Source organism: Methylobacterium tardum, from assembly GCF_023546765.1.
Lineage (GTDB): Bacteria > Pseudomonadota > Alphaproteobacteria > Rhizobiales > Beijerinckiaceae > Methylobacterium > Methylobacterium tardum.
Map to the genome: position 1 here is coordinate 4628401 of NZ_CP097484.1, position 20160 is coordinate 4648560.

The 20160-nt window shown below is 64.5% G+C and carries 31 protein-coding genes; 15 read left to right on the forward strand and 16 right to left on the reverse strand.

From position 1 onward, the window contains the following. Nucleotides 1–79 precede the first annotated feature (79 nt). Nucleotides 80–787, reverse strand: a complete 708-nt coding sequence (locus M6G65_RS22135; protein ID WP_250102895.1) for a hypothetical protein — start codon at nucleotides 785–787, stop codon at nucleotides 80–82. Nucleotides 788–1011: 224 nt separating this feature from the next. On the opposite strand from M6G65_RS22135, the gene M6G65_RS22140 reads away from it, so the two are divergent. The 4 genes from M6G65_RS22140 (at nucleotide 1012) to M6G65_RS22155 (ending at nucleotide 2881) form a co-directional block, all read left to right on the forward strand. After that, nucleotides 1012–1170: a hypothetical protein gene (locus tag M6G65_RS22140; RefSeq protein WP_238200203.1), complete on the forward strand. Its 159-nt coding sequence runs from the start codon at nucleotides 1012–1014 to the stop codon at nucleotides 1168–1170. 218 nt (nucleotides 1171–1388) lie between these two features. After that, on the forward strand, nucleotides 1389–1616 hold the full coding sequence (locus tag M6G65_RS22145) for a DUF6894 family protein (RefSeq protein ID WP_238200202.1): 228 nt from the start codon (nucleotides 1389–1391) through the stop codon (nucleotides 1614–1616). Between the two features lie 208 nt (nucleotides 1617–1824). Further along, complete coding sequence (locus M6G65_RS22150) at nucleotides 1825–2073, forward strand: DUF6894 family protein (protein ID WP_238200201.1); 249 nt, start codon at nucleotides 1825–1827, stop codon at nucleotides 2071–2073. Nucleotides 2074–2698: 625 nt separating this feature from the next. Further along, nucleotides 2699–2881, forward strand: coding sequence for an Rmf/CrpP fold protein (locus M6G65_RS22155; RefSeq protein WP_238200200.1), 183 nt, complete (start codon nucleotides 2699–2701; stop codon nucleotides 2879–2881). A gap of 903 nt (nucleotides 2882–3784) precedes the next feature. On the opposite strand, the gene M6G65_RS22160 is transcribed toward M6G65_RS22155, so the two are convergent. The 4 genes from M6G65_RS22160 to M6G65_RS22175 all read right to left on the reverse strand — a co-directional run bounded on the left by M6G65_RS22160 (nucleotide 3785) and on the right by M6G65_RS22175 (nucleotide 5219). Beyond that, nucleotides 3785–4291, reverse strand: a complete 507-nt coding sequence (locus M6G65_RS22160; RefSeq protein ID WP_238200199.1) for a hypothetical protein — start codon at nucleotides 4289–4291, stop codon at nucleotides 3785–3787. Nucleotides 4292–4382: 91 nt separating this feature from the next. Continuing rightward, complete coding sequence (locus M6G65_RS22165; RefSeq protein WP_238200198.1) at nucleotides 4383–4598, reverse strand: hypothetical protein; 216 nt, start codon at nucleotides 4596–4598, stop codon at nucleotides 4383–4385. A 121-nt stretch (nucleotides 4599–4719) separates the two neighbouring features. Beyond that, nucleotides 4720–5040 carry a hypothetical protein gene (locus M6G65_RS22170; RefSeq protein WP_238200197.1) on the reverse strand — a complete coding sequence of 107 codons (321 nt, stop codon included), beginning with the start codon at nucleotides 5038–5040 and terminating at the stop codon, nucleotides 4720–4722. Then, entirely contained in the window at nucleotides 5037–5219 is a 183-nt protein-coding gene (locus M6G65_RS22175) for a transcriptional regulator (protein ID WP_347710459.1), read from the reverse strand. The genes M6G65_RS22170 and M6G65_RS22175 overlap by 4 nt, the downstream gene beginning before the upstream one ends. Before the next feature lie 162 nt (nucleotides 5220–5381). Between M6G65_RS22175 and M6G65_RS22180 the strand changes: the two genes are divergently transcribed. The 6 genes from M6G65_RS22180 (at nucleotide 5382) to M6G65_RS22205 (ending at nucleotide 7460) form a co-directional block, all read left to right on the forward strand. Continuing rightward, on the forward strand, nucleotides 5382–5672 hold the full coding sequence (locus tag M6G65_RS22180; protein WP_238200193.1) for a hypothetical protein: 291 nt from the start codon (nucleotides 5382–5384) through the stop codon (nucleotides 5670–5672). 140 nt (nucleotides 5673–5812) lie between these two features. After that, nucleotides 5813–6067, forward strand: coding sequence for a hypothetical protein (locus tag M6G65_RS22185; RefSeq protein ID WP_250102896.1), 255 nt, complete (start codon nucleotides 5813–5815; stop codon nucleotides 6065–6067). Nucleotides 6068–6220: 153 nt separating this feature from the next. Next, nucleotides 6221–6364 (forward strand): hypothetical protein, encoded by a 144-nt coding sequence (locus M6G65_RS22190; protein WP_238200192.1) that lies wholly within the window; start codon nucleotides 6221–6223, stop codon nucleotides 6362–6364. Between the two features lie 157 nt (nucleotides 6365–6521). Beyond that, nucleotides 6522–6704, forward strand: a complete 183-nt coding sequence (locus M6G65_RS22195) for a hypothetical protein (RefSeq protein WP_238200190.1) — start codon at nucleotides 6522–6524, stop codon at nucleotides 6702–6704. Between the two features lie 276 nt (nucleotides 6705–6980). After that, nucleotides 6981–7205: a hypothetical protein gene (locus tag M6G65_RS22200; protein WP_238200188.1), complete on the forward strand. Its 225-nt coding sequence runs from the start codon at nucleotides 6981–6983 to the stop codon at nucleotides 7203–7205. An 87-nt stretch (nucleotides 7206–7292) separates the two neighbouring features. Further along, nucleotides 7293–7460, forward strand: coding sequence for a hypothetical protein (locus M6G65_RS22205; protein ID WP_238200186.1), 168 nt, complete (start codon nucleotides 7293–7295; stop codon nucleotides 7458–7460). A gap of 621 nt (nucleotides 7461–8081) precedes the next feature. On the opposite strand, the gene M6G65_RS22210 is transcribed toward M6G65_RS22205, so the two are convergent. From M6G65_RS22210 to M6G65_RS22245, 8 genes are all read right to left on the reverse strand, one after another. Then, nucleotides 8082–9023 (reverse strand): IS630 family transposase, encoded by a 942-nt coding sequence (locus M6G65_RS22210; protein WP_250102897.1) that lies wholly within the window; start codon nucleotides 9021–9023, stop codon nucleotides 8082–8084. A gap of 90 nt (nucleotides 9024–9113) precedes the next feature. Continuing rightward, the gene (locus tag M6G65_RS22215) at nucleotides 9114–9290 is read right to left on the reverse strand and encodes a hypothetical protein (RefSeq protein ID WP_238199278.1); all 177 of its coding nucleotides are present in this window, start codon (nucleotides 9288–9290) and stop codon (nucleotides 9114–9116) included. Between the two features lie 81 nt (nucleotides 9291–9371). Then, on the reverse strand, nucleotides 9372–9554 hold the full coding sequence (locus tag M6G65_RS22220) for a hypothetical protein (RefSeq protein ID WP_238199279.1): 183 nt from the start codon (nucleotides 9552–9554) through the stop codon (nucleotides 9372–9374). A 12-nt stretch (nucleotides 9555–9566) separates the two neighbouring features. Then, complete coding sequence (locus tag M6G65_RS22225; RefSeq protein WP_238199280.1) at nucleotides 9567–10895, reverse strand: Kelch repeat-containing protein; 1329 nt, start codon at nucleotides 10893–10895, stop codon at nucleotides 9567–9569. 100 nt (nucleotides 10896–10995) lie between these two features. Continuing rightward, on the reverse strand, nucleotides 10996–11319 hold the full coding sequence (locus M6G65_RS22230) for a hypothetical protein (RefSeq protein WP_238199281.1): 324 nt from the start codon (nucleotides 11317–11319) through the stop codon (nucleotides 10996–10998). Between the two features lie 22 nt (nucleotides 11320–11341). Next, complete coding sequence (locus tag M6G65_RS22235) at nucleotides 11342–11494, reverse strand: hypothetical protein (protein WP_238199282.1); 153 nt, start codon at nucleotides 11492–11494, stop codon at nucleotides 11342–11344. A gap of 115 nt (nucleotides 11495–11609) precedes the next feature. Then, nucleotides 11610–11915, reverse strand: a complete 306-nt coding sequence (locus tag M6G65_RS22240; RefSeq protein ID WP_238199283.1) for a hypothetical protein — start codon at nucleotides 11913–11915, stop codon at nucleotides 11610–11612. Nucleotides 11916–12000: 85 nt separating this feature from the next. Further along, nucleotides 12001–12426 (reverse strand): hypothetical protein, encoded by a 426-nt coding sequence (locus M6G65_RS22245; RefSeq protein ID WP_238199285.1) that lies wholly within the window; start codon nucleotides 12424–12426, stop codon nucleotides 12001–12003. A 293-nt stretch (nucleotides 12427–12719) separates the two neighbouring features. Here M6G65_RS22245 and M6G65_RS22250 point away from each other — a divergent pair, with 293 nt between their 5' ends. From M6G65_RS22250 to M6G65_RS22260, 3 genes are all read left to right on the forward strand, one after another. Then, nucleotides 12720–13403, forward strand: a complete 684-nt coding sequence (locus M6G65_RS22250; RefSeq protein ID WP_238199286.1) for a cell division protein DivIVA — start codon at nucleotides 12720–12722, stop codon at nucleotides 13401–13403. Nucleotides 13404–13432: 29 nt separating this feature from the next. After that, the gene (locus tag M6G65_RS22255) at nucleotides 13433–13909 is read left to right on the forward strand and encodes a hypothetical protein (protein WP_238199287.1); all 477 of its coding nucleotides are present in this window, start codon (nucleotides 13433–13435) and stop codon (nucleotides 13907–13909) included. A gap of 61 nt (nucleotides 13910–13970) precedes the next feature. Beyond that, nucleotides 13971–14504 (forward strand): hypothetical protein, encoded by a 534-nt coding sequence (locus M6G65_RS22260; protein ID WP_238199288.1) that lies wholly within the window; start codon nucleotides 13971–13973, stop codon nucleotides 14502–14504. 464 nt (nucleotides 14505–14968) lie between these two features. Here the strand turns inward: M6G65_RS22260 and M6G65_RS22265 are convergent, their stop codons facing one another. Then, entirely contained in the window at nucleotides 14969–15319 is a 351-nt protein-coding gene (locus M6G65_RS22265; RefSeq protein WP_238199289.1) for a hypothetical protein, read from the reverse strand. A gap of 436 nt (nucleotides 15320–15755) precedes the next feature. Here M6G65_RS22265 and M6G65_RS22270 point away from each other — a divergent pair, with 436 nt between their 5' ends. Further along, nucleotides 15756–16793 carry a hypothetical protein gene (locus M6G65_RS22270; RefSeq protein ID WP_238199332.1) on the forward strand — a complete coding sequence of 346 codons (1038 nt, stop codon included), beginning with the start codon at nucleotides 15756–15758 and terminating at the stop codon, nucleotides 16791–16793. 28 nt (nucleotides 16794–16821) lie between these two features. Here M6G65_RS22270 and M6G65_RS22275 read toward each other — a convergent pair whose 3' ends face one another. Beyond that, nucleotides 16822–17181, reverse strand: a complete 360-nt coding sequence (locus M6G65_RS22275; protein ID WP_238199290.1) for a cupredoxin domain-containing protein — start codon at nucleotides 17179–17181, stop codon at nucleotides 16822–16824. Nucleotides 17182–18242: 1061 nt separating this feature from the next. On the opposite strand from M6G65_RS22275, the gene M6G65_RS22280 reads away from it, so the two are divergent. Further along, the gene (locus M6G65_RS22280; protein ID WP_238199291.1) at nucleotides 18243–18731 is read left to right on the forward strand and encodes a hypothetical protein; all 489 of its coding nucleotides are present in this window, start codon (nucleotides 18243–18245) and stop codon (nucleotides 18729–18731) included. Nucleotides 18732–18772: 41 nt separating this feature from the next. Here the strand turns inward: M6G65_RS22280 and M6G65_RS33790 are convergent, their stop codons facing one another. Next, on the reverse strand, nucleotides 18773–19168 hold the full coding sequence (locus tag M6G65_RS33790; protein WP_347710460.1) for a DUF3761 domain-containing protein: 396 nt from the start codon (nucleotides 19166–19168) through the stop codon (nucleotides 18773–18775). Nucleotides 19169–20160 lie beyond the last annotated feature (992 nt).

A 20160-nucleotide genomic window follows, 5' to 3' on the forward strand; every position in this document is an offset into this window, starting at 1 on the left:
CACGGGCTGACGGGGTTCGGTGCCGTTCCTCACGGCCCGGCGGATGAGGGTGGATCCGCTCGCGCCCTGATCAACTACATCACTGCTGCGGCATGCGCCTGATCGCGTCGACGTTCTCAGGCGAGAGGTCCGCTTCGAGGCTCCCGTGATGGTGGACCTCGGCTCGCTTGGCTTCGCTGTGGTGCGCTTTCACGGAAGGGGCTTTCTGATCCACCGAACCGGTCGTCATCGGCACGTTGCGGTTCGGCCAGTCCTCCACCTTCAGCGCCTTGGCAGGCTTCTGGTCGCCGCAGCCATCGCAGACCGAGACCAACCACGACTGCCAGAGACCGTTGGTCTTCTCCTCAGCCGACTTCGCTTGCTCACGGTGAGCGGACGCCAACGCGACTGTGTCGAGGTCCGACTGCTTTTTAGGTTCGGTCGCAGTGCGGAGCTCATCCAGTTGCACGTCGCGTCTTTCCGGCGAGCTGGTAGGAGCAGATGGTGCCGGGAGAGAACCTGTAGTGCTAGGCCCGCCTCCGCACCCGACACAGACCCTGGTGGTGATCGCGTCGTCTGCGGCCTGACGAGGTGTCAGGCGCTCAATGGGCTTGACCGAGGTTGGGCTGGCATTGCGGCTCGGTGGCCTCGTCTGCCCGACCACGGTGGTGTTGGGCGCCTTCTCGGCCGAGAGCGGGCCGCCTCCGGTCCCCGTCTGGTCTGCCTGGGCGAACACAGCACCCAGCGGCAATAAGCTCAGAATTGAGGCAGATACCAGCACGCGGAATGTTGTCATGGCTTTCTCCATGGCAACACAATCGGCTAAATCACGCTGAGTTCACTTTATGTCGGCGGCACCAGCACGAAGCGGCGGAGCGCAGGCTGGCGGGGCCACTACCGCAGTCCGGATCACGATCCCAGCTCCCGGCAACCTCTGCCGCGACGCATGCCGAAGGCTGCTTGCACCTGACACCATGCAACGGAACGCTCCGGATCGCGAGGCGTAGCCTTCAAACAGCGGAGGCGCATACCATGATCCAGGCCGACACCCCGATGCCGGGAGAGGACCCCGGCGCATTGATCGAAGACCCCTCACGCCTCGATGAGATCGAGCCATCGCCGAAGTCCGAGCCTGCCGTGCCTGAGGAGAACGACCCTGAGGTGAAGGATACCGAGGTGCAGCCGACCTAAGAGCGGCGCGCCGATCGATCATTCAGCCCCGCCGGCACCGCCGCGCGGGGTTTTTTCGGCGATTACAATTTTCACACATCCGAGATTGTTATTATTTAGCAATTTAAGGAGTGCGCGCAGCTATCGGCCATGCAAGAGTAGTGCAGCACTGGCAAGATGACGTGGGCGCCAGCGACCGCAAGATGCGGGTCATTTCGCCCCGGCCAGCGGAGAGTGGCATGCCGCGCTATTTCTTCGACATCAACGACAGCCGTAATGCTAGTGATGAAGAAGGCTTAGAGTGCGCCGACCTGCATACCGCCGTTCAGCATGCCAAGCGTGCGCTTTATCAGATTGTTCTTGATGAGGTACGCAAGGTTGGCGAGAGCCGCGCTCAGAAAATCTTGATAAGGGATGAAGATGACCGTGCCGTCTACTCGGGCATCATGACATACACTGTGGCTTGAATAACCCGGCGGCGCCTCAACCGGGTTCAGCGACTCTCTTCAGCTTCGTAATTTGCCTAAGCCCGCCAAGTCCCCGGAGTGGACTTTTTCGTACGCGCAATGCCGCTTCAATTAGGCGCAAGTCGCAACTTTTGTTTGATCCCTACGTAGTGGCACTGGCTCGGCTCCGAACGATCCGCGGTCAGCTGACGTACACAAGGGGATCCGTGTGCCTCGCTTCTTCTTCGACATTCACGACGGCGAGTTCCAGCGCGACGAGGAAGGTCTTGAATGCGAGAACGTTGAAGCCGCTCGTGACCGGGTCATGGCAAGCCTGTCCGATGTCGCGGAGCTGATCACCTCAGGCGACGGCGACAACCAAGCCGTTACGGTGACCGTCCGCGATGAAGAGGGCAGCCGGGTATACACGGGGACGCTGACCTTCACCGCATCCAGGCTGGACGAAGCGGCGTCCTGAGGCGCCTTCACTCACACGCTGGTGAGATCGGACAATTCCCCGCCCCGTGAGCAGATCGGGGCGGGGCCGATCGTGCAGAACCACGGGCGTCAGATGGCGAAGGCGGATTGAGCCTCAGCCCCGCCGGCGGCGCCGCGCGGAGCTAATTTTTTATTAACCATTCGGCGCGACGTTCAGCCTACGCGCTCGGGAGCGATCCCGGCGTTCCTCCCTAGACTCGGCCCGCCCGGTCCGCCGGCGCGGGCTTTCTTGTGCGCCTCAGCCAACCTCGCCGAGCGAGATGCGGGCCGCGAGGTTAGGGATCGATAAATCCTCGCCCTTAGCGGTGGACGTGCGCACGTGGTACCCGTCTCTCTAGTTCCTGCACTCTCTCAAGCGCTTTGGCCGCTGTCTCAGCCTGATGGACGACGCTCGGCCGCTTTGTGTTGGCGAGGTTCGCGCCAGCGATGATGTAACCCATAGACCCTCCTGCGAGGCGTCCTGCATAGGCCGGCTAGATGACAATCGCGAGGCCAGCGCCAAGCCTACGCGACGGCGGCCAACAGCGGGCAAGCGTGAGAGGATCCTCACAGACGCTCGGCAGGTTTTACATCCAGACAGGCTCCCTCAGCTAAGAGCGTGTGTCATGGATCTACGCCAGTCGCCGACCCTGAATGCCGTCTCGGAAGGGGCTCGCGCCCGTGCCGCCGGACGGCCGAAAGATGCCTGCCCTTATCCGGCCAACTCGCCCCAGCGGAAGGCGTGGTTGGAAGGCTACGACGGCACGCCCTCAGAGGACGGCCCGGATCTACCTATGACAGACGCCTGATGCCGCAGGTACGTGACGCATCTCGATAGGATAGCCGCCGGGCACATTCGGCCGGATGCACTCGCTGGCGCTGGAGAACGCGCAGAGTGCGATTGCTTAGCCGAACCCTAGCAGTACTAAGCGCCTGGAGTCCAACTGCTATTAGCCGCCCGCGTTCGGGTGCGGTGATGTCTGCGCCATTTCAAAACAACAGAAAATCGAAGCCGGCCATAATAAGAATACAAGATTGAATTATGTCGTCGTCGATGAGCAATTCTCACCCGTGCAGCATGCTCCGGCTTTACCACATGAGCAGGCACAGAAGCGGCAACAAAGGCTCTAGGTTTCGCGTTCAGGACGGCAACCGGATCGACGTAGTTAACCTTCCGGACGCGTCGGGTCTCACCGCAACCGGTGCAAAGTGAGCCGCTCAACCGACCCCAAATGACCTGCTCCCGCGCATAGAGGCGTCGATCATCGGCATTGGAGAGTTCGATAGGCTTTCCCAGCAAAGTAGATCGGTCGAAGGGCTGCAGCCGCCCGGATGGCTTGCCTAGATCATCCGGCACTTCCAGCATGGGAAGTTTGATCCGCTTCGGCCTAGCCTCGCAAATTGATGGCACGAAAAGAGAAAACGACACGAGCAGGAGGACTGACGATACAGGTGGTGAGCGCAACATCCGCCTCTTTCCGCTACGTTAATGCCGCCCGGCCGTACCAACATGACCATCCGCGTCGTCTTTGATCCTCCTCATGCAAGTTCGGCGCAATCTCGCGGTCCTTATGGTCGCGCCGGCAGAGTACGTAGCGCCCAGGCATATCTGGCGAACTGAACGCCGTCAGCGCCTCTTCCACGAGACGGGGGATGGGGTCAGACCCGCTTGCCCTGAATGCCGAGACCAACACGATCCGCAGCAGCACTTATTAGGCAGGCTGTTCCGTAAGATCCCTGAACTCGTCCGAAAGAGTTTCGTGGACGCGCGCTAACCAATGTTCCGCATGCTGAGCGCGTTCCTCAGCTGCCCGTGCGCGTGCTTCGGCAGCCTTGGCTCGCTCCTCGGCGGCCAGGATCTGGGCCTCCGCTCGTATTTGTATTTCTTGGGCTTTGAGCTCTGCGAGCCGAGCACGCTCGTTCGCGGCGCTGGTATCTTCACGTACCTCTTCCAGGATCAGCCCGACCCGCAACTCCTGCTCGCGGACCTGCGTCTGCGCCTCGCGCGATCGCCGCCCGGCCGCTTGCACCTGGTGGATGAGCGCACCCCAATCCTGCGACAATGAATGCCGTGTCGGAGCTTCTATCGGCTCGCTCACCGACGAATTGCTCCGCACGGGATCGCCCCGACCGGTCTCAGTGCCGGTGCCTGGCTCGTGCTTCGGCTTGTCCATCGGTCCCAGCCACGCATCATCCAACAGCTTGTGCAACTCGCTCACGTCCGGGCCCCACCTGCTTTAAGAAGGAACTACGGGATCTCGGATTGCCCTTGAAGCACGCCCGAATGGCACTTTCGGGATCACTTCGCCCTCAGCGCTTCCTCCACCACCCCTTGGGCAGACCCGAAGTGGCGCGGCTACCTTCCTCAAGGCCTTTCAGCGGCACGCCTGTTCTGAACCGGTCGTACTTGCGGCCGAGATCGTCGAGCTGGTCCCCGCTCACCACCATTGCGACCTGCCGGTCTGCTTCGGTGAGGACGCGCAGCAGGCGCTTGCGGAAGACAGAGTCGGGCTCGGGATCGCTCATTTCAGACAGCCCTTCGCCAACAGGTGCTCAGTCGTACGAGCTGACCGCTTCTATGCCTACCGCTCCCGGAACCGGATGCTGGCTCCGCCCCCGTTCTCGGGCATGAACTCCAGGCCGGATGTCACGACTGGTCCTTCTTGCGGAAGCCCGCGAAGAAGCGTGCCAGCCCTTCTAGGTCTGCGTCCTGCAGAGCCTCTGCTTCGGCGGTGTTATCTGCCACCTGGTCAGTGTCACGGCCCAGACCATGCAGCGCTTGGGCTAGCATCGGCCACCAAGGAAGATTGCAGTCCCGGAGAAAGAAGGCGGCCTTGATCAAGGCGGTGCTCTGCTCCTCGGGAACCGGACGACCCGCGATCTGTGCTTCGAGCACCTGATCGATAAGCGCTTCGGTGAGGCGGCGGACCTCGGTCAGGCGCTCGGGCGCCCCGGCTGCGGTGCTCACGCCGGATCCTTTCGCCGCAGCTTCACGCCCGGCTCTCCACCATTGGTGAACTCCACGCCGGCCGCCCGAAACGCGGCTTCTAGCGCGTGGAGCGTGGCCGATTTGGTGGACAGCAGTGGGCCGTCCAACTTCTCCAACCGCTTCACCGTCTCAACCGATACCCCAGCCTTCTCGGCCACGGTCGATTGCTCCCACCGGATCAGTGCTCGCGCGGCGCGTAGCTGCTCAGCCGTCAACACAAATACACCTCAGAGGTATCGCGACACCCCTCAGGTGTTGACACCTCGGGCCATTCGCATTACGCCTCAAGTGTATCAGACGCCTCTCTGAGGGCCAAGCCTATGTCCCACCGCACCGTCTCGTGGACCCGCATCGACCGCGCGGGCCGCGACGCCCGCACCACGATCCCGGCCGGTATGCTCGGCGCCCGTGCTCTCATCCAGTTCTCGGCTCGCACCCGCCCCCTCGCCACCGCTGGACGGTACGACCGCGCCGCCATAATGGCCGCCGCCTGCGCCGCCGTCTCCGGCATCATGGAGCGCTGCGGCGTCTCCCGCCGCGAGGCGATGTCCTCCGCTCTCAAGGCCGCTTGGCAGGTTGCCAAGGCCGCTTACCTCGCCGTTGCTCACTGACACCCTGAGTCCAGAAGCCGATTTCGGGACTCTGAGAGCCTGAAAGCCTAACCCGATCAGCCGCTTGTCATCGAACCGTCGTTCAACGGTGGCACGCAAGGAGTAGGGCCGGGGCTCGCAGCTCTCACGCGCCCTCAATCATGGCCTATTCCGCAATACCTCCTCGCACCGTCGCCGAGTGGTTCAACTCCGGCTACCGCGGCCTCCGCATCCCATGCTGCCCGACCTGCCGGGTCTCGACAGCGGCGACCTGGGACCAGCTCAACGCCGAGGCGGTTGAGGATGTCGTTGATGTGGCCCGGCGCTTCCGATGCTCCGAGTGCGGCCAAGTCCCGGCCGGGCTTGGCGTGGTCGCGAGCGCCGACGATGCCGCCTTCGGATCAAGAGCCCATTAGCAAAACAGAACGGCGAGGATGCCGGCTGAACATACCCTAGTACGAGCCCTGGGACCGCTCGGCCCGCATCACACTGCCGCCGCGATCGGCGCGCCTCCTGCGGGCAATGGCGGGGGCGGCCCGCCGGGTATCGAGCCGTCAGGAGTACCCTGCGTGCTGAACACGATCCTGGCTCTGCTGACCGTCCTCGCCGTTATGGCCGCCCACGCCGTCTACAAGCTGCTCCGGCTGCCCTTCCGGTTCCTCCGCGGCCTGTTCCGGCACAGCCCCAAACCGGCCCCGCTGACGGCCCGCTAACCCGCCCACAGCATGATGCTGTCGGGCCGCGTTGCGTGTCGGCTCGGCTCACACGCTGGTGAGATCGGACCCTCCCCTGCCCCGTGATCAGATCGGGGCGGGGCCGAGGGGCCGGTGCTCAACAAGGAGTGCGGTTATGCCGGCCGGGCGAGAGCGTGTGCTGTCCGACGATGCGCTGGACCGGCTCGCCCGCGAGCTGTTCGCCGAGGTGCGGGCGCAGCACCCGCAGAAGCCGTTGAGCAAGCCCTGCGGGGAGGCGACCGGCGACGTTGGCGCCGACCTGCTCGAGTGGCTGCTGGACGCCGGCGACCACGCTGGCGATGATGGTGGTGGAGATTGACGCCCCTGTATTGCGGCCATGTTCCAGTAGGGCTGCAAGAGCTGAGCGGCTATGCACAACTGAGTAGCAACCGAGACCGGGCCCGCGGCATTGAGAGAGCATAGCCGTTCGGCATCCCAAGGTTCCCCTATGTTACTGATCTCGTTCCTCGTGGCAGGCACGTTCGTGCTTGCCACATCGTTCTCGCTCATCGCTGTACTGACGGACTAAAGGCCTTCGCCGGGAACTTGCCTAACCCCCATGCCTTGGCTCCTCACAGCATCTGGGGAGGCCAGCATGGGTCAGGACGTAGACGCGGCGCGCGAGGCGTTCGGGACGGTACCGCCGGCCCCAGCGAAGCGGGAGAACAAGAACATCACGCCGGAAGCCGGCGGCAGCGGCCCGCACTCGCCCGGCAGCCCGGAGCCCGATGCCGGCGAGGGACCGGAGAGCGGCGGCTACGACAACCGGCCGGACATGCCCAGGCCCGACAACGCCAAGGGCGGTCACGGCGCCGGCTAACAGCTACGGGCAGTCCGCCCGCGCATGCGTGCGAGGGCAGGAACGGTGTCTGAGTCCCCCGGTTTCCTCCCACAAAGGAAGGAACCGATGGGCGACACAGATCCCACCAAGCCGGGTGACGAGGCACCTCCGGGCACACCTGGGACCGGCGAGAACCTGTGCCCGGCCTGCAGCGGCACGGGCAAGCTCGACGGCGAGAGCTGCCCCGAATGCAAAGGCACCGGCAAAGTCACTACCGGGATCGGCGGCGGCTGAGCCGCAGTCGCTAGCTCGGCCGGGAGCTGCCTTAGCTTCATCGGGTAGACGGTACCGCCGCGCTCGACCGTGCGGGGCGCGTCTGCGGAAATCCGCAGATGATGCTGGCCAAGCTCCTCGCGCAGCCGCGTGACCGTTTTTCCATCCACGGCGCACTGGCGGCCGATCTCGCAATCTGACCACTGCGCCCATTCCTCGTCCTGCAGGAGCATCAGCACGGCGCAGCGTCAGCACTGCCGTTCCTCCTTCAAAATCAGTACTGCTCCACAGAGACAGGTGTGGCATTTCGGTATTAGTGTGCGGGCGGGCGTATCTCTGCCGCCCAGGATTGACTTCAATGCAGCCCGAAGTTTTGGCCGACCCGCGCGGACGCGGGCTGGCTCTCGATCGTCGTGCCGTGGCTCTCGGCAATGTGCGATGGTTTCGTGCCATGGCATGGCGCGCTCTACGCGATGGCCAACCGCACGGCGGGCTGCGTGCAACCCATGCCCGTGCAGCGGCGCGCATCGTGCTCCGTCAGGCAAAACGGGACGCCTTGGTCAATCGGCTGGCGACGAACGCCTTGGCGGTTGGCGGATAAGACAGCGGGTTGCGGTCTCGACGCGTTAGAGCGTTTTCGATTTAATCTGGCTCATATCCTGCGGCTCTGAAGAAGTTGGCACATTCGTCAGGTGTGATGGTGTCGATGAGCTGGCCGATGGCTGTCCATAATCCCTCGACGGTGCGCTCAGCGGCCTTGCGCAGCAGCGCCTTGAGCTTGGAGAAGGCCATTTCGATCGGGTTGAAGTCGGGCGAGTAGGGCGGGAGGAAGAGCAGCCGCGCGCCGGCCGCCTCGATAGCCGCGCGCACGGCCGGCCCTTTATGGCTGCCGAGGTTGTCCATCACGACGGTGTCGCCGGGAGTGAGTTCGGGCACCAGCACGCGCTCGACGTAAGTCTGGAAGGCGTCGCGGTTGATCGGCCCGTCCAGCACGAACGGCGCCGAGAGACCCGACAGGCGCAGGCCTGCCACGAAGGTTGTGGTCTTCCAATGACCGTGCGGCACGCCCGAACGAAGCCGTTCGCCGCGCGGGGCACGCCCGCGGGTGCGGGCCATGTTGGTCGAGGTCCAAGTCTCGTCAAGGAACACGAGGCGGGCGGGGTCGAGGTCGGGCTGGTCCTGGAACCACGCCTCGCGGGCGGCCTTCACGTCCGGGCGGTCCTGCTCCGTGGCGTGAGCTGTCTTTTTGTATGTCAGGCCGCGCGCGTCGAGGAAGCTCCACAGCGTGCCCAGCCCGACTGGGAGAGCGCGCTCCTCCCGCAGGCGGACCCGCATCTCCTCCAGGGTGACGTCATCCCGCTCGGCGATCAGGGCGCGCAGGAACGCCTCGTGCGGATCGAGCTTGGAGCGGCGTGCCCGACCTTGCGGACGGGCCGCCACCGTCCCGGTCGTGGCCAGCGCCGCCATCCAGCGGATCGCGGTCGCAGCCCCCACCCCGAAGCGCTTGGCCGCTTGCCGGCGCGACGTCGCGCCTGCGGCGTCCACCACCCGCTCACGCAGATCCTGGCTGTAGGGTCGGCCCATGACGTGCTCCTCACAGGAAGCGCGCAATGAATCAGCCCAAATGCCCTGCGTGAACCCCAACAGTCCGACTCAGCTCATTCCGAAAACGCTCTAGCCCCGGATTTCCTCGACGTGGAGGCCACCGGCCCGGAGGTGTTCCGGGATGTCGCTGTGGTCGTAGTACCCGGCCTCATGCGCCATGGCATCCAGGGCGCCCAGCGGATCCGTCGCCGAGCCGGTCCAGAGGATTGTCCCGGTGACGCTCTGCCGGACTTGATAAACCCTCATTACGGCCACTCCTTGGTTTGACCATCAATCATCAACCCAGGACTCGAGCACGTCCCGTAGCGAGTCTGTATAGGCCGCGGTTTAGCCGCATGGAGTGAGAAAGATCACCTCCGCGTCGCGCAGCTGTTGGGCCTCGTGGATCGCCTTCGGCGAAATCAGCTCTGCGCCGCTCATCTTTTCCGGCGCGGAGAAGCTCCGCTCACCGTTGGACCTGATCTCGCCCCGTTGCCGAGCGGCGTCGTAGTCAACCTCGAGCCGGCGCATGAACTGGATTATTTACTTACCGGCATCTGTATCGCCCTTTGTCTCTGCACGACGGCCTAGTGCCGTTTTAAGGCGCGCTGGGTCGATCCGGGTCACGAGCACGGATTGGTCGTCGGAGTAGCCGAAGCTCGCGAAGTAGAAGCGCCCTTGCGCATCCCAGGCGTTGTACCCGGTATGGACGTGGCTGTGCGCGAGCGCCGGATCGAGCTCGGCTAGGGCACAGATCCGCTGCGTTCGACCGCTCGCAAGGTCAAATTCGTAGAGCGCTGTGTCGGCGCTTGGCCGCGGCGAGGTGCTGGTGGCGACGTAAACGCTCTTGCCGCCCGGCGCCACAGCAAAGAGCCAGAACTCCACACCATCCCACCCGGCCTTTTTACCCGTTTCCACTTGGCCCAGATAAGTCCACGTATGCGCGTCTTGATCGAAGCGGTAGACATGGCCGCGGTCGTCGCCGAACACGCACCATTTGCCGCCTTCCATGCACTGGCCCGTCTCCAGGGCCATGCCGTCCTTCAGCAGCCAGTCCTTCTCCTCGCCAAAGCCGGTCTCCGGGTCGTAGTAGTGCACGTGGTCGTGCACGGCGGGCTCGTCCCAGTTGCTAGCTGTGAAGTAGAGGCGGCCGCGTGCGTCCACCCACATCACCCGCCCCGTGTAGACGTAGGGCTGCTTGTATGAGGCTGGGCGGCCGAGATCCTGGGTGCGCCCGCTGGCGACGTCGTATCGGTAGATCGCCCCTGTCGGCACGCCCGCGCCGTAGATGACGTTATGGATTGAGTCGGAGGCGAGGGTGACGAGGTTGCCGTGGGGCACTGCGGTCCCGCCGGGCTCGGACGCGCTCAGGTCTGTGAAGCTGTCGTGGGCTGGATCGTAGGCGTACCAGTGAAAGCCGCGCCGATCGAGGTAGCCCGGGTTAAGGTCCGAGCGGTCCATGGTCGCGACGTAGATCTTGCCGTTGTGCCAGAGCGGCCGGGTGTGGAACTTCTGCGCGGTCTCGCCGGGCAGCCAGTTATGGGCGGCCTCGGAGGCGGAACGCGCATCACCGACGTGGCGCAGTGTGCCCGCCCGCGCGTCGATGCGGTAGAGAGCAGCGTTTGTCTTGTGATCCATGCCGCCGACGTAAATGTCACCATCGGGCGCTGAGCCCGTAGCGTGCCAGCTCTGGGTCGGATGCAGACCGTTTGGCGTGTCCGGCAACCGCCAGTTCCATGTGCCGTCGAGCGTTCCGGCCCAGCCCTTCTCGACCTTCACAGATTGCGGGTTCTGCTGGTCGGCAGTTTGACCTACGGCAGGCATGGCGCAGAAGGCGAGCACCACGCCGAGGTGGACGAGCTGACGCATCATGGTCTCCGCTCCCGAGAAGCGCAGCACACTCCATCTGCTGCGCTTCCGATAATGTCGGAAGGCCAACAGCCGCTTGCATGACCCGTTCCTGCGGCGCGGATCAGCGCCGCAACGCCTCGATCCAGGCCCTCACTGGATCCACCACGAACGACACGTACGCTGCCCAGGTCCGCGCCCAGCCACCCAGCGGCAGATCGGCATCTGGGTGGGTTGCCATCAGAGCGGCCACGTACCGGTCCTCGTGGGGCTTGCACCCGTCCAGAGCGTTGCGCTCCCGGCCGGGTCGGCTGCCGCGGTCCTGCTGGCTGTCGTAGGCCTCGCGCACGCACCCGTGCCACGCCCGTTCCAGCGCAGGCAGGTCGGCCGGCTCGGCCGCCAGGGCCGAGACCGGCACGGTACCCGCAAGCGTAAGGAGCAGGGCCAAGCCTTGAAGCTGCACCGCCCGGCTATTCATTGGAGACGGCGGCCACCGCAAAGGCCATCTCGCTAGTGGCTCTTTGCAGCTCATGGCGGGCCACGCCATCCGCCAGCGTGATCAGGCCGGCGAGCATGAGACCGAGCAGCATGCAACGGCGGACAGTGAGCTTGGGGATCAGCATGGAGGCGCCTCAAGGAGACGCCTGCACCGTAGCTGAGCCGTTGGGCACCGGCTGCCGCGCCGCCGCAACAGCGGGTACGAAAAGCGAACGGCAGCTGCACCGGGGCGGTGTTGAACTACTCGCAGACGCGCACGCGCCGGATGTGCTCAACGCCGTAGGCGTCGATGAAGCCGCGCCGCTCGACGTGGCAGACTTCCTCGACATAGGCAGGCGGGGGTGCGACGTAGACCGGCCGGCCCGGGTAGTAGCCGTTGTTGGCCGAGGCGATGGCGCTGCCGGCCACGACGCCACCGAGAGCGCCGAGGGCCACAGCACCACCAACTCCGATGCCATCACGGGCTTGGGCAGCTGGCTGGGCGCCGCACAGGACGAGGGCAGCCACGGCAGCTGTGCCGCCGGTCCGCAGAAGAGACTTACGCATGCTGACCTCCGATACCGCGCAGAGGACACCACAGGTACGTAAACGCAGGATTTCTGCCGGTCAGAGGTGACGCCGACTCTGCCAGCTATGCGTAGGGCCCGCCGAACAGGTCACCGAGCGCCTTCCTCCGGAACAGCGTGTGCCAGCGTCGCCGCTGATGCTCCGGCCGGTCGTGGATCATGTGGCACCTCTGGCAGAAGGCCGCGAGGTTGGCAGCCGTGTTGTTCGAGGTGTCGTGATCCCGATGGGCGGCGGCCAGAACGACGCGGGTCCGGCGCACGTGACCGAGGATGTCGGCTTCTGTTGCGATCCGGATCCGCCTGCCCCAACCGTCTCGCCAGCGGCCGGCTTCAGCGTCCCACCAGCGGCCATCACCGAAGTGGTAGATCATCCGCCCGTGCGGTCGCCCGCAGCCCTCACAGCAGCCTTTCGCCCGGCCGAACCGGATCACGGCCGAGAGCTGCGGCCAGTCGATGGGGTAGAAGAAGCGGTGCTCGGGCCGGATCGGCATAGGGCCGCACTGTGCCACCTGTCATGAAGAAAGCGTAGCGGTAGGGCCAACCGCGTATTGGAAATGGATCGGTCGGACCTGAAGTTCTGGGCCTTTCTCGCGGAGGCGACCTTATACCTGCAGCCGGCCGCGCGGCGCTGGCACCCGTCGAGTAAGGCGCCCAAACAGCCAGTAATTAATTTCGATTAGGAATAGCTTATAAATTCTTAGCAAAGCGGGGCCGATTAACGGCTCATTAACCATGTCCGAGGCTCTGTCAGGACTTATTCCCTCCCCGGCAGGGCAAAATCAGCATGGTCGCGGCCCCAACAGCCTCCTGGTCCCATATCCTGACGCAGGTCGCGGAAAGTCTCGATAAGATCGTCGAGAGGCCGACTGCCGAGGTGTTGAGGCTGAAGCCCTCGTTCAGCACATCGGAAGCGCCAGCCCTGTGCTCGGAGACAAAGGCTGCCGGCAATGATCCTGCGCCGGTCCTGCCAGATGAAGCGGCCAACGATGCCGTATCGGTACCGGTCCACTCTGAGCCGGAGGTCGACGGTGTGTCAGACTGGATGAGCACGCTCGACATCATCAACGGCATGGTCGGTCTCGCCGACGAGCAGAAGAAGCGCCTCAGGGAGCAGAGCGTGTCACACGAAGCCGCGCTCGAAGCTTTGCAGCGGGAACTGAAGGAGACACGGCAGCGCCTCCAGCTCTCCGAGATGCGCGCTCACGAGATCCAAACGCGTGCCGACATCCGTCTGCAAATGGTTCAGGCAGATGCAGATGCGCAGGTTCAGGAGATCCGTGCCGAGGCGGAGGCGCGGGTGCGGACGCTTCGAGCCGAGTCGGAGACCTGGGTAAGAGCGGCCGAGGAGCAGGTGCGGGTTGCCGACCTCAGGGCGGACACGGCTGAGCGATGGCTGCAACGCATCGACGCGGCCGCCAAGGCTCTGCTGCTTGGTGGCCACATGAGCCCTGTCAGGGCATCGGCCTGAAGCGGCGAGACTTGCACCTAGGACCGACCATGGAACAATCAGGACAGATCCCGTCAGATCAGCCGCACACGAGCGAGCTGACATCCGCGGCCGCCTGGGACGAAGTCGCAGCGGCATCGCCTCAGAAGGTTGTGGTCTTGGCCTCGGTTGCCGCTGGCCAGTCGTCAGCGCGTCCTTCGGCAGAGACGGCCTCAGCGAAGTGGACGGGTGTGCTGGAGCGGGTGCGCGGGGCGGCCCAGTACATCCGGGAGGTAGAGGACCGCACGCAGGAGTACGAGCTGCGCGTCCAGGAAGTGTTGGAGCAGGTGCGCGCCGACTTGCGGGATGCCGACGCCAAGGTTCGCACCGCTGAGCAGCGCGCCCAAGAGGCCGAGGCGCGAGCGCGGGCTGCCGAGGAACGTGCCGCAGCAGCCGAGAGGTGGCTGCAGCAGATTTCCGAGGCGATCGAGTCCGAATTTGTGGTTGAGCGCGCCGCTCCGCAGAAGACTGGTACGCTGGGCGCGTAGCAGCGCTGTCACAACGACCTCTTCAGGACAGATCCAGGAAAAGGGACTAGAGATGGCGGGGATGGACGAGGCCTTCTGGGCCGACCTCGATGCGCAGATCATCGCGAACCGCCCGGATGGCCAGGGCCGACCGTCGACGGCAGCGATCCCGACGGGAGCTTCTGTGACTGCCGGCACGGCAGATAACACCTTCGCTGTCCCGCCCTCTCGGGCCGCATCGGATTGGACGGGCGTGCTTGACACTCTCACCGCGGCCAAGAGCGCCTCTCAGCAACAGGAGGCACGTCTGCGCGAACAGGCTGCGGGGCAGGCCGCGTTGCTTGAGGAGCTGAAGCGTACGCAGCAGCAAGTCCGCGCTTTCGAAGTCCTGCTGCGCGAGGTCCGGGCGCAGGCGGACACGAAGATTGAGGAGCTTCAAGGTCAGGTTGAGACGCGCGTCCGGGATCTCCAGGCTGAGGCGGCGGCGCAACTGCAGACCATGGAGGCGCGGGCGCACGCTGCCGAAGCGCGGGCTGAAGCTGCCGAGGACTGGCTGAAGCGGATCGAGCAGGCAAGCCAAGCTCTGCTTCCGGTCGATCAACGGGCAGCGGCCTGAGTGCGGGTGCAACTGTCCTGATTGAATGATCTCGTGAGCACCGCCGGCCCTCTAATCCGATCTCTGCGCGTGCTTTTCATGGCGGGCTCGCTCGCGCTGCTGCTCGGCGGGTGCCTTTCCGCGCAGGACGGGCCGCTCGACCAAATAGCCCTCGACCAAATCCCCCGGGCTGAGCTGGCCGTCTCGCGCGATGGTCCGGTGGACACCGCGGATCTCAAAGCATGGGGACTGCGGCTGACATCTCTGTAGGGGAGCGGTGGATCGGGCATCTTCTGGCGAAGCGACGCGTGTCACCGCCGGGCCACATGCGGGCGGTATGTGCTCGGGCACACCTCGCGGAAGCTGAGCTAGGCGTATTCATCCCTCACGGCCGTCATCGCCCCCTCGGCGGCCCGATCCTGCGGCGCAGCGCCTTCCCAGGTTGCTGCGCCGTTGTCGTTTGAAGCCGCCCCTACGCTCCTCGCCTACCAGCCGAGCCCCAGCCCCTGCGCTCGCGCGTTCGGTCGCGCTTCACACAGCAGCACGATCAAAGTTTCGAGCGCGCGCAGAGCATCAGATCGGGCTTCGGACGCAACCGCGTTTTCCTTGTCCAGCTCGACAGCCAAAATCGCCGAGGTAGACATTGCTGCCGCGAGACACCGTTCGATCGGTGGTAGCATGACGACGCGGCGCCAAAGGCTCACAGAGGCATTCTCCGCCGTCACCCGCACGTTCTCGCCCATGCCGGGCAATGCAGTTTCCAGAACGCCACCCCAAGGCCGCATGATTAGCGCAAGGGGCGTGGATAGCCCGGATACGTCGATGGTGACAGGCATCTGTCTCGAAGCGCACTCTCTGTTTAGTGAGCCAATCGGGACCAAAAGCAGTCTATTCGCAAATCCTAAGCCGGTTCTTCCGAGAACTGCCTCTAAGGGATACCTGTGAACGAGCCGCTTACAGCAGCGACGATTGACACCAAGACGGCTCACATGAGCCCCGCCATCAGGCTGCGGTCGCGACCCTGCAAGGGTTCGCCGCGGGCCTGCCAACCTGTAGCCGCCAGACGAAGGCTCAACAATCGGACACGATTACCATATGGCGCGCTTCTTTGCTCTCAATCAACGCCGTTAACCATTTCATAACAAAGGTTAATCGCTCGTTGACGCGATGCAGCAATTTGTGAGGAAATGCGTAGGCGAGTTAGGGCTCGCGGCGTCCTCCGAGGTCATCATGGTTCGGTTTTCGGCGCCCAGGCTCTCGCTTCGCCTGGGGATGCGCACGCTTGCGAGCTTCGCCGCGCCGCCGTTGCTCCTCCTGGCTGGGACAGGCTCGGCCAGCGCACACGTGAAGTGGTTCTGCACCTACGACGTCGCCGGGCAGCCGCGCGGCCTCGAACAGGTGCTCTGCACCGACTTCGAGTGGCTAACCGGCCTCGCCCTGGTCTGCCTGATGGTCGGCTGCCTGGCCGAGGGTACCCCACTCGGGACGGCTTTGCTCAACGCTCTGGATCGCGTCACTTCCCGCATCCGCACGGACACCGAACTGCTGGTCCGCTGCACGCTGGGCTTCTTCCTGGTCTCGCTATGGGGGCTCGGCGGCATAATCCTGACGCCTGAGTTGAAAACCGACGCCAGCTGGATCTCCTGGCTGCAGCTCGCCATGGCCACCTGCCTGATCTGGCGCCGGACCATGCCGCTCACCGGCCTCGGCATCGCCTTCCTCTACGGGTTCGCCACAGCCCAGTACGGCTTCTTCCACCTGGCCGACTATCCCGTGTTCCTCGGCGTGGCCGCCTACCTCGTCCTGAGCGGCCTCGGCATCAGCCCGCTCGGCCTGCGTCCACTCGACCTCGTGCGCTATGCCGCTGCCGTCACGCTGATGTGGGCGTCCGTGGAGAAGTGGGCCTACCCAGAATGGACCGCCCCGTTGCTGGCCGCCAAGCCGCAGATGACCATGGGCGCCTCGCCCGAGTTGTTCATGCAGTCGGCAGGCGTGATCGAGTTCACTCTCGCCTTCTCGCTGATCTGGACGCCGCTGGTGCGGCGCGTGGCGGCGCTGATCCTGACGGGGATCTTCATCTCGGCCGTGTTCGAGTTCGGCAAGGTGGACGCGATCGGACACTCTGGCATCATCGTCGTACTGCTCGGGATTGCCGCTGATGACGCCCGGCGTGCCGTGCGGATCCGCGACGTCGTGGCTGCGCCGGCTTGGTTCGGAGGTGCGCTGGCGGCCTTCCTGGCGCTTTACTATCTCGGCCACGAGGTCCTGTTCGGGACCGCGATCATACAGGGCAGCTGGCCGGTGATCTGAAGGGACCGCGCTGACGGCAGTGCCCATGTCACTGAACGTGGATGGTGAGCTTCATCTTCGGGTGGATGCCGCACTGAATGATGAAGTCGCCGGGCTCCTTGAGCGTCAGGGTCGCGTGCTTGCCGGGCTCCTGGTCGCCGGCATCGAACGCGAACCTGTCCGCCTCAATGAAGGCGTGGTGGACGGAGTTATCGTCGCCGTTGACGAGGGTGATGGTGTCACCCTTACGCAGGAACAGGTCGGTGGGATCGTAGTGCCGGCCCTTCTGCAGCACGATGCTGATGGCGCTGGAGAGGCTGGCTTGAGCTGACCCGAGTGCCAGCAACGCTGCCACAAGCGCGATGGGGGTGCCGCGGAGAAGCGAGCAGCGCAGATTGTAAATGGACACAAATGCAACTTCTATAAATCAGCTAATCTGGATCTGAATGTAGCATTGATCGGCTGCCCATAGCCTAACTTGGATCGATATGGTCCCGTAATTCTACTCCTGCTTCGCACATCATCTGCGATATGGATTGCATCTGCGATATGCCCGCAACCAATTGTTCATGAATGAGGATCCTGGCGCCGTGCGTCGGGCTTGGTTCCGGCGCAGGAGATCCAGCCGGATCACCGCACGGGGTCCGTACTGCGGCATGAGGATGAAGGCGGTGTTCATGGCGTTCTCCGCGAGGGTTACCCGCTGATGCAACCTGCTCGGAGACGGCTCCGATCTCCACCTCACCTGAAGGCTCCGGCCGCGTAACAAAGGTGGGATCGTTGGCCCTCTGGCCACTGTTATAAGATGAGGGAAATGGCGGAGAGTTGGCTGTGAGGTTCAAGACAAGCTTAGCGGTTACCGCTCTTGTCGCCGGGCTGGTAGGACCGGCTCCTGCTTGGGCTTGGACTTCACCAGGCTGCACCAATCTCCCGGAATATGAGCGAGCCCTCGGCGCTCTCCAGGGTATGTCGAGCGCCTGCGATATGAGCATCGAAAAGGCGAATAGGATCGTAGCCGCTCAAGGATATAGACCCGGAGGATTGTTCGGTGCGCTCTTGAGCGGCCCGACCCAGCCGGTATCTGAAGCGGTTCCGATCTCGGGCTACTCCCAGAGCTGCGCACCCCAACCGTACCACCGCCGCGCTCACCGCAGCGCCGCTCATAGCGGCGAAGCCGTCATTCGCTGAACTGCACCCGCTTGAGCAGCATGGCCACATGCACGCCCGCATCGGAGCGTTGTAGGCCGAGCGGATGCGGCATCGTCGGACACAGATGGCCTGATATCTCGACAGCCCGCCTAGCGCCCGCCATTTTTGAGCTCATACTTGCGCAGCACGGCCAGACCTACGGTCCGCAGGAGGAGCCGGCGCCCCGGAGCGGTTGATGAGCATCGGCGGACGGCTTTGCGACCGTCAGCTGCCGGGATAGCTTGACCGTCCAGCCCCGCTTCGGGCTCGGAGACGCTCCTTATGTCCCGCCCCCTGCTGTCTACCACTCTCCTCGCCCTCGGCTTGGGCGCCCTCGCTACGCCTGCCGCAGCCCTGTCCACCAAGGACTGCTCGGTAAAGTACCAAGCCGCCAAGCAGGCCGGGACGCTGAACGGCCAGAAGTGGAACGACTTCCGCAAGGCTGAGTGTGGTGCCCCGCCGGATGCGGCGACCTCCACGGTGCCGAACCCCTTGGCGCCGAGCGCCGCGAAGCCTGCCGCTCCGACCCCAACCCCAAACACGACATCCGCGCGACCGACAGCTGCTCCAGTGCCGTCCGCGGTCGGCACAGCTGCATACCCGTCCGCCGTCGATCCGAAGTACGCCAAGGAGTCAGCCGGCAAGGCGCGGATGCACACCTGCCTGGACAGCTACAACGCCGCCAAGGTGGCCGGCACTCTCGGCGATGCTAAATGGATCCAGAAGGGCGGCGGCTATTACAGCGTGTGCAACAAGCGCCTAAAGGGCTGAGGCTCAGTCTAGCCCACCGCGGCGACGCGGAGCCGTCCGAGCTAGCAACAGGTGTTGCTGGCGGAGACCCAGCACCCCACGCCGCGGTGATGTGAGCACGTGCCCTGCCGGTGCTGACTGAAGCTCCAGCCGCCATCGCGGCAGCGCGCGGTCGCCTCCGGCGGCTTGGCGCAACCGGACCCCTTTGGTTGCTCCGGGCGCGGGACCTCGCAACCATCCCGGTTCGTGTAGGTGCCCTGCGAAAGCTCCTCCGGCGGGAACAGCTTGCACGACCCGCGCGCTGAGGCCTCGCTCGATATGTTGAGCAGCGCGGCGAGCACGACGAGGGCGAGGATTAGAACCGGCGTCCGTCTACGATCGCGCAAGGTCATGGGCGGTCTTAGTCGCGGAAGAAGTGACCGGCGACGTAGTGTCTGCCGCGGCGGTTTGTGCGCCATTCGGAACGCGGATGGCAGTGCTGCGGATGGCCGTGGCAGCCTCGGGCATTGAGCATGCCGGGTGTGGCGGAGGCAGGCACCGCTGCGAGCAGCAGAGGACCGGCGAGGGCGAACAGCATCGGTGGTATGGCACGGGTCAAGATGCAGCCTCCAGTTGAGAGGTGCAGCCTAATTGAGCCTGGCGTTAAAGCGAGTGGCGATTGTTGGAACCTGATCTTAAGCCTACCGGAACACCGTGCCGCCTGTGATCGCGTGTCTGCGCCGTGAGGATGAAGGCGATGTTCACGGCGTCCTCTGGGAGGCTCGGTGACCCCGCTTCCGCATGATGTTCGCTGCTGCGAGCCGACCGTGTGCCTGCTTCGTCGAGGATCCGTTTGGCCCTCTCCGAACGCCTCTACCGCGATGATGAGGCCTTCGAGCGTTCGCGGGAGCGGGTGCGGCTAAGCCGAAGCTCTGGCAGCTCGGGCGGATCTGCCGCCGTTGGCAGCAATACGGTGAGGCTCGACGCAACCGCCAACTTGGCGACTTACGCAGAAGATCGCGTCGATCTGACAGGAAGGCCGCCAACAACGGGGTTCCTCAGATCGCGGCGAAGTAGACCTCGGGTCCGCCAATCTGGCGATAGCATCCACGCCCGCCCTGGAAATCTGGAGGGTGAGGCGGGCGTGGAGGTCGGGAGGAAGTCCGACCCCTGGAAGGTACGCCTCGACTAAACCGCCGCTACAACATGAGCTGAATTTCTGCCGCCAGTCACCCGGTGTTCGCCAGCTGACGAAGGCACCCACGCCCGCTGACCTATCGTCGTAGGGGGCCAACGGCGATCACCGCGGGCGTGGGCCGCCGAGAACCCCCATCCGAGTCCCGACGGAGGGAAACTAATCTGGATGAGCTGCCTCGGCTTGATCGAACAGGACATTCCACGCTCGCCCGGTGAGCCTGGGGGGTGGGCCGAAGGGCGAGCGTGGACGGCCGATTGCCCCCATCAAGCCCCG

What these genes read in the sequence shown, in the direction of transcription:
- M6G65_RS22265 (WP_238199289.1), bottom strand. Translation starts at nt 15,319, where the DNA reads ATGCCTGTCACCATCGACGTATCCGGGCTATCCACGCCCCTTGCGCTA.
- M6G65_RS22155 (WP_238200200.1), top strand. Translation starts at nt 2,699, where the DNA reads ATGGATCTACGCCAGTCGCCGACCCTGAATGCCGTCTCGGAAGGGGCT.
- M6G65_RS22225 (WP_238199280.1), bottom strand. Translation starts at nt 10,895, where the DNA reads ATGATGCGTCAGCTCGTCCACCTCGGCGTGGTGCTCGCCTTCTGCGCC.
- M6G65_RS33790 (WP_347710460.1), bottom strand. Translation starts at nt 19,168, where the DNA reads ATGGCGCACAAACCGCCGCGGCAGACACTACGTCGCCGGTCACTTCTT.
- M6G65_RS22135 (WP_250102895.1), bottom strand. Translation starts at nt 787, where the DNA reads ATGGAGAAAGCCATGACAACATTCCGCGTGCTGGTATCTGCCTCAATT.
- M6G65_RS22210 (WP_250102897.1), bottom strand. Translation starts at nt 9,023, where the DNA reads ATGGGCCGACCCTACAGCCAGGATCTGCGTGAGCGGGTGGTGGACGCC.
- M6G65_RS22250 (WP_238199286.1), top strand. Translation starts at nt 12,720, where the DNA reads ATGGTCGCGGCCCCAACAGCCTCCTGGTCCCATATCCTGACGCAGGTC.
- M6G65_RS22220 (WP_238199279.1), bottom strand. Translation starts at nt 9,554, where the DNA reads ATGCGCCGGCTCGAGGTTGACTACGACGCCGCTCGGCAACGGGGCGAG.
- M6G65_RS22255 (WP_238199287.1), top strand. Translation starts at nt 13,433, where the DNA reads ATGGAACAATCAGGACAGATCCCGTCAGATCAGCCGCACACGAGCGAG.
- M6G65_RS22260 (WP_238199288.1), top strand. Translation starts at nt 13,971, where the DNA reads ATGGACGAGGCCTTCTGGGCCGACCTCGATGCGCAGATCATCGCGAAC.
- M6G65_RS22235 (WP_238199282.1), bottom strand. Translation starts at nt 11,494, where the DNA reads ATGCTGATCCCCAAGCTCACTGTCCGCCGTTGCATGCTGCTCGGTCTC.
- M6G65_RS22215 (WP_238199278.1), bottom strand. Translation starts at nt 9,290, where the DNA reads ATGAGGGTTTATCAAGTCCGGCAGAGCGTCACCGGGACAATCCTCTGG.
- M6G65_RS22180 (WP_238200193.1), top strand. Translation starts at nt 5,382, where the DNA reads ATGTCCCACCGCACCGTCTCGTGGACCCGCATCGACCGCGCGGGCCGC.
- M6G65_RS22165 (WP_238200198.1), bottom strand. Translation starts at nt 4,598, where the DNA reads ATGAGCGATCCCGAGCCCGACTCTGTCTTCCGCAAGCGCCTGCTGCGC.
- M6G65_RS22200 (WP_238200188.1), top strand. Translation starts at nt 6,981, where the DNA reads ATGGGTCAGGACGTAGACGCGGCGCGCGAGGCGTTCGGGACGGTACCG.
- M6G65_RS22205 (WP_238200186.1), top strand. Translation starts at nt 7,293, where the DNA reads ATGGGCGACACAGATCCCACCAAGCCGGGTGACGAGGCACCTCCGGGC.
- M6G65_RS22280 (WP_238199291.1), top strand. Translation starts at nt 18,243, where the DNA reads ATGTCCCGCCCCCTGCTGTCTACCACTCTCCTCGCCCTCGGCTTGGGC.
- M6G65_RS22240 (WP_238199283.1), bottom strand. Translation starts at nt 11,915, where the DNA reads ATGCGTAAGTCTCTTCTGCGGACCGGCGGCACAGCTGCCGTGGCTGCC.
- M6G65_RS22140 (WP_238200203.1), top strand. Translation starts at nt 1,012, where the DNA reads ATGATCCAGGCCGACACCCCGATGCCGGGAGAGGACCCCGGCGCATTG.
- M6G65_RS22185 (WP_250102896.1), top strand. Translation starts at nt 5,813, where the DNA reads ATGGCCTATTCCGCAATACCTCCTCGCACCGTCGCCGAGTGGTTCAAC.
- M6G65_RS22245 (WP_238199285.1), bottom strand. Translation starts at nt 12,426, where the DNA reads ATGCCGATCCGGCCCGAGCACCGCTTCTTCTACCCCATCGACTGGCCG.
- M6G65_RS22270 (WP_238199332.1), top strand. Translation starts at nt 15,756, where the DNA reads ATGCGCACGCTTGCGAGCTTCGCCGCGCCGCCGTTGCTCCTCCTGGCT.
- M6G65_RS22145 (WP_238200202.1), top strand. Translation starts at nt 1,389, where the DNA reads ATGCCGCGCTATTTCTTCGACATCAACGACAGCCGTAATGCTAGTGAT.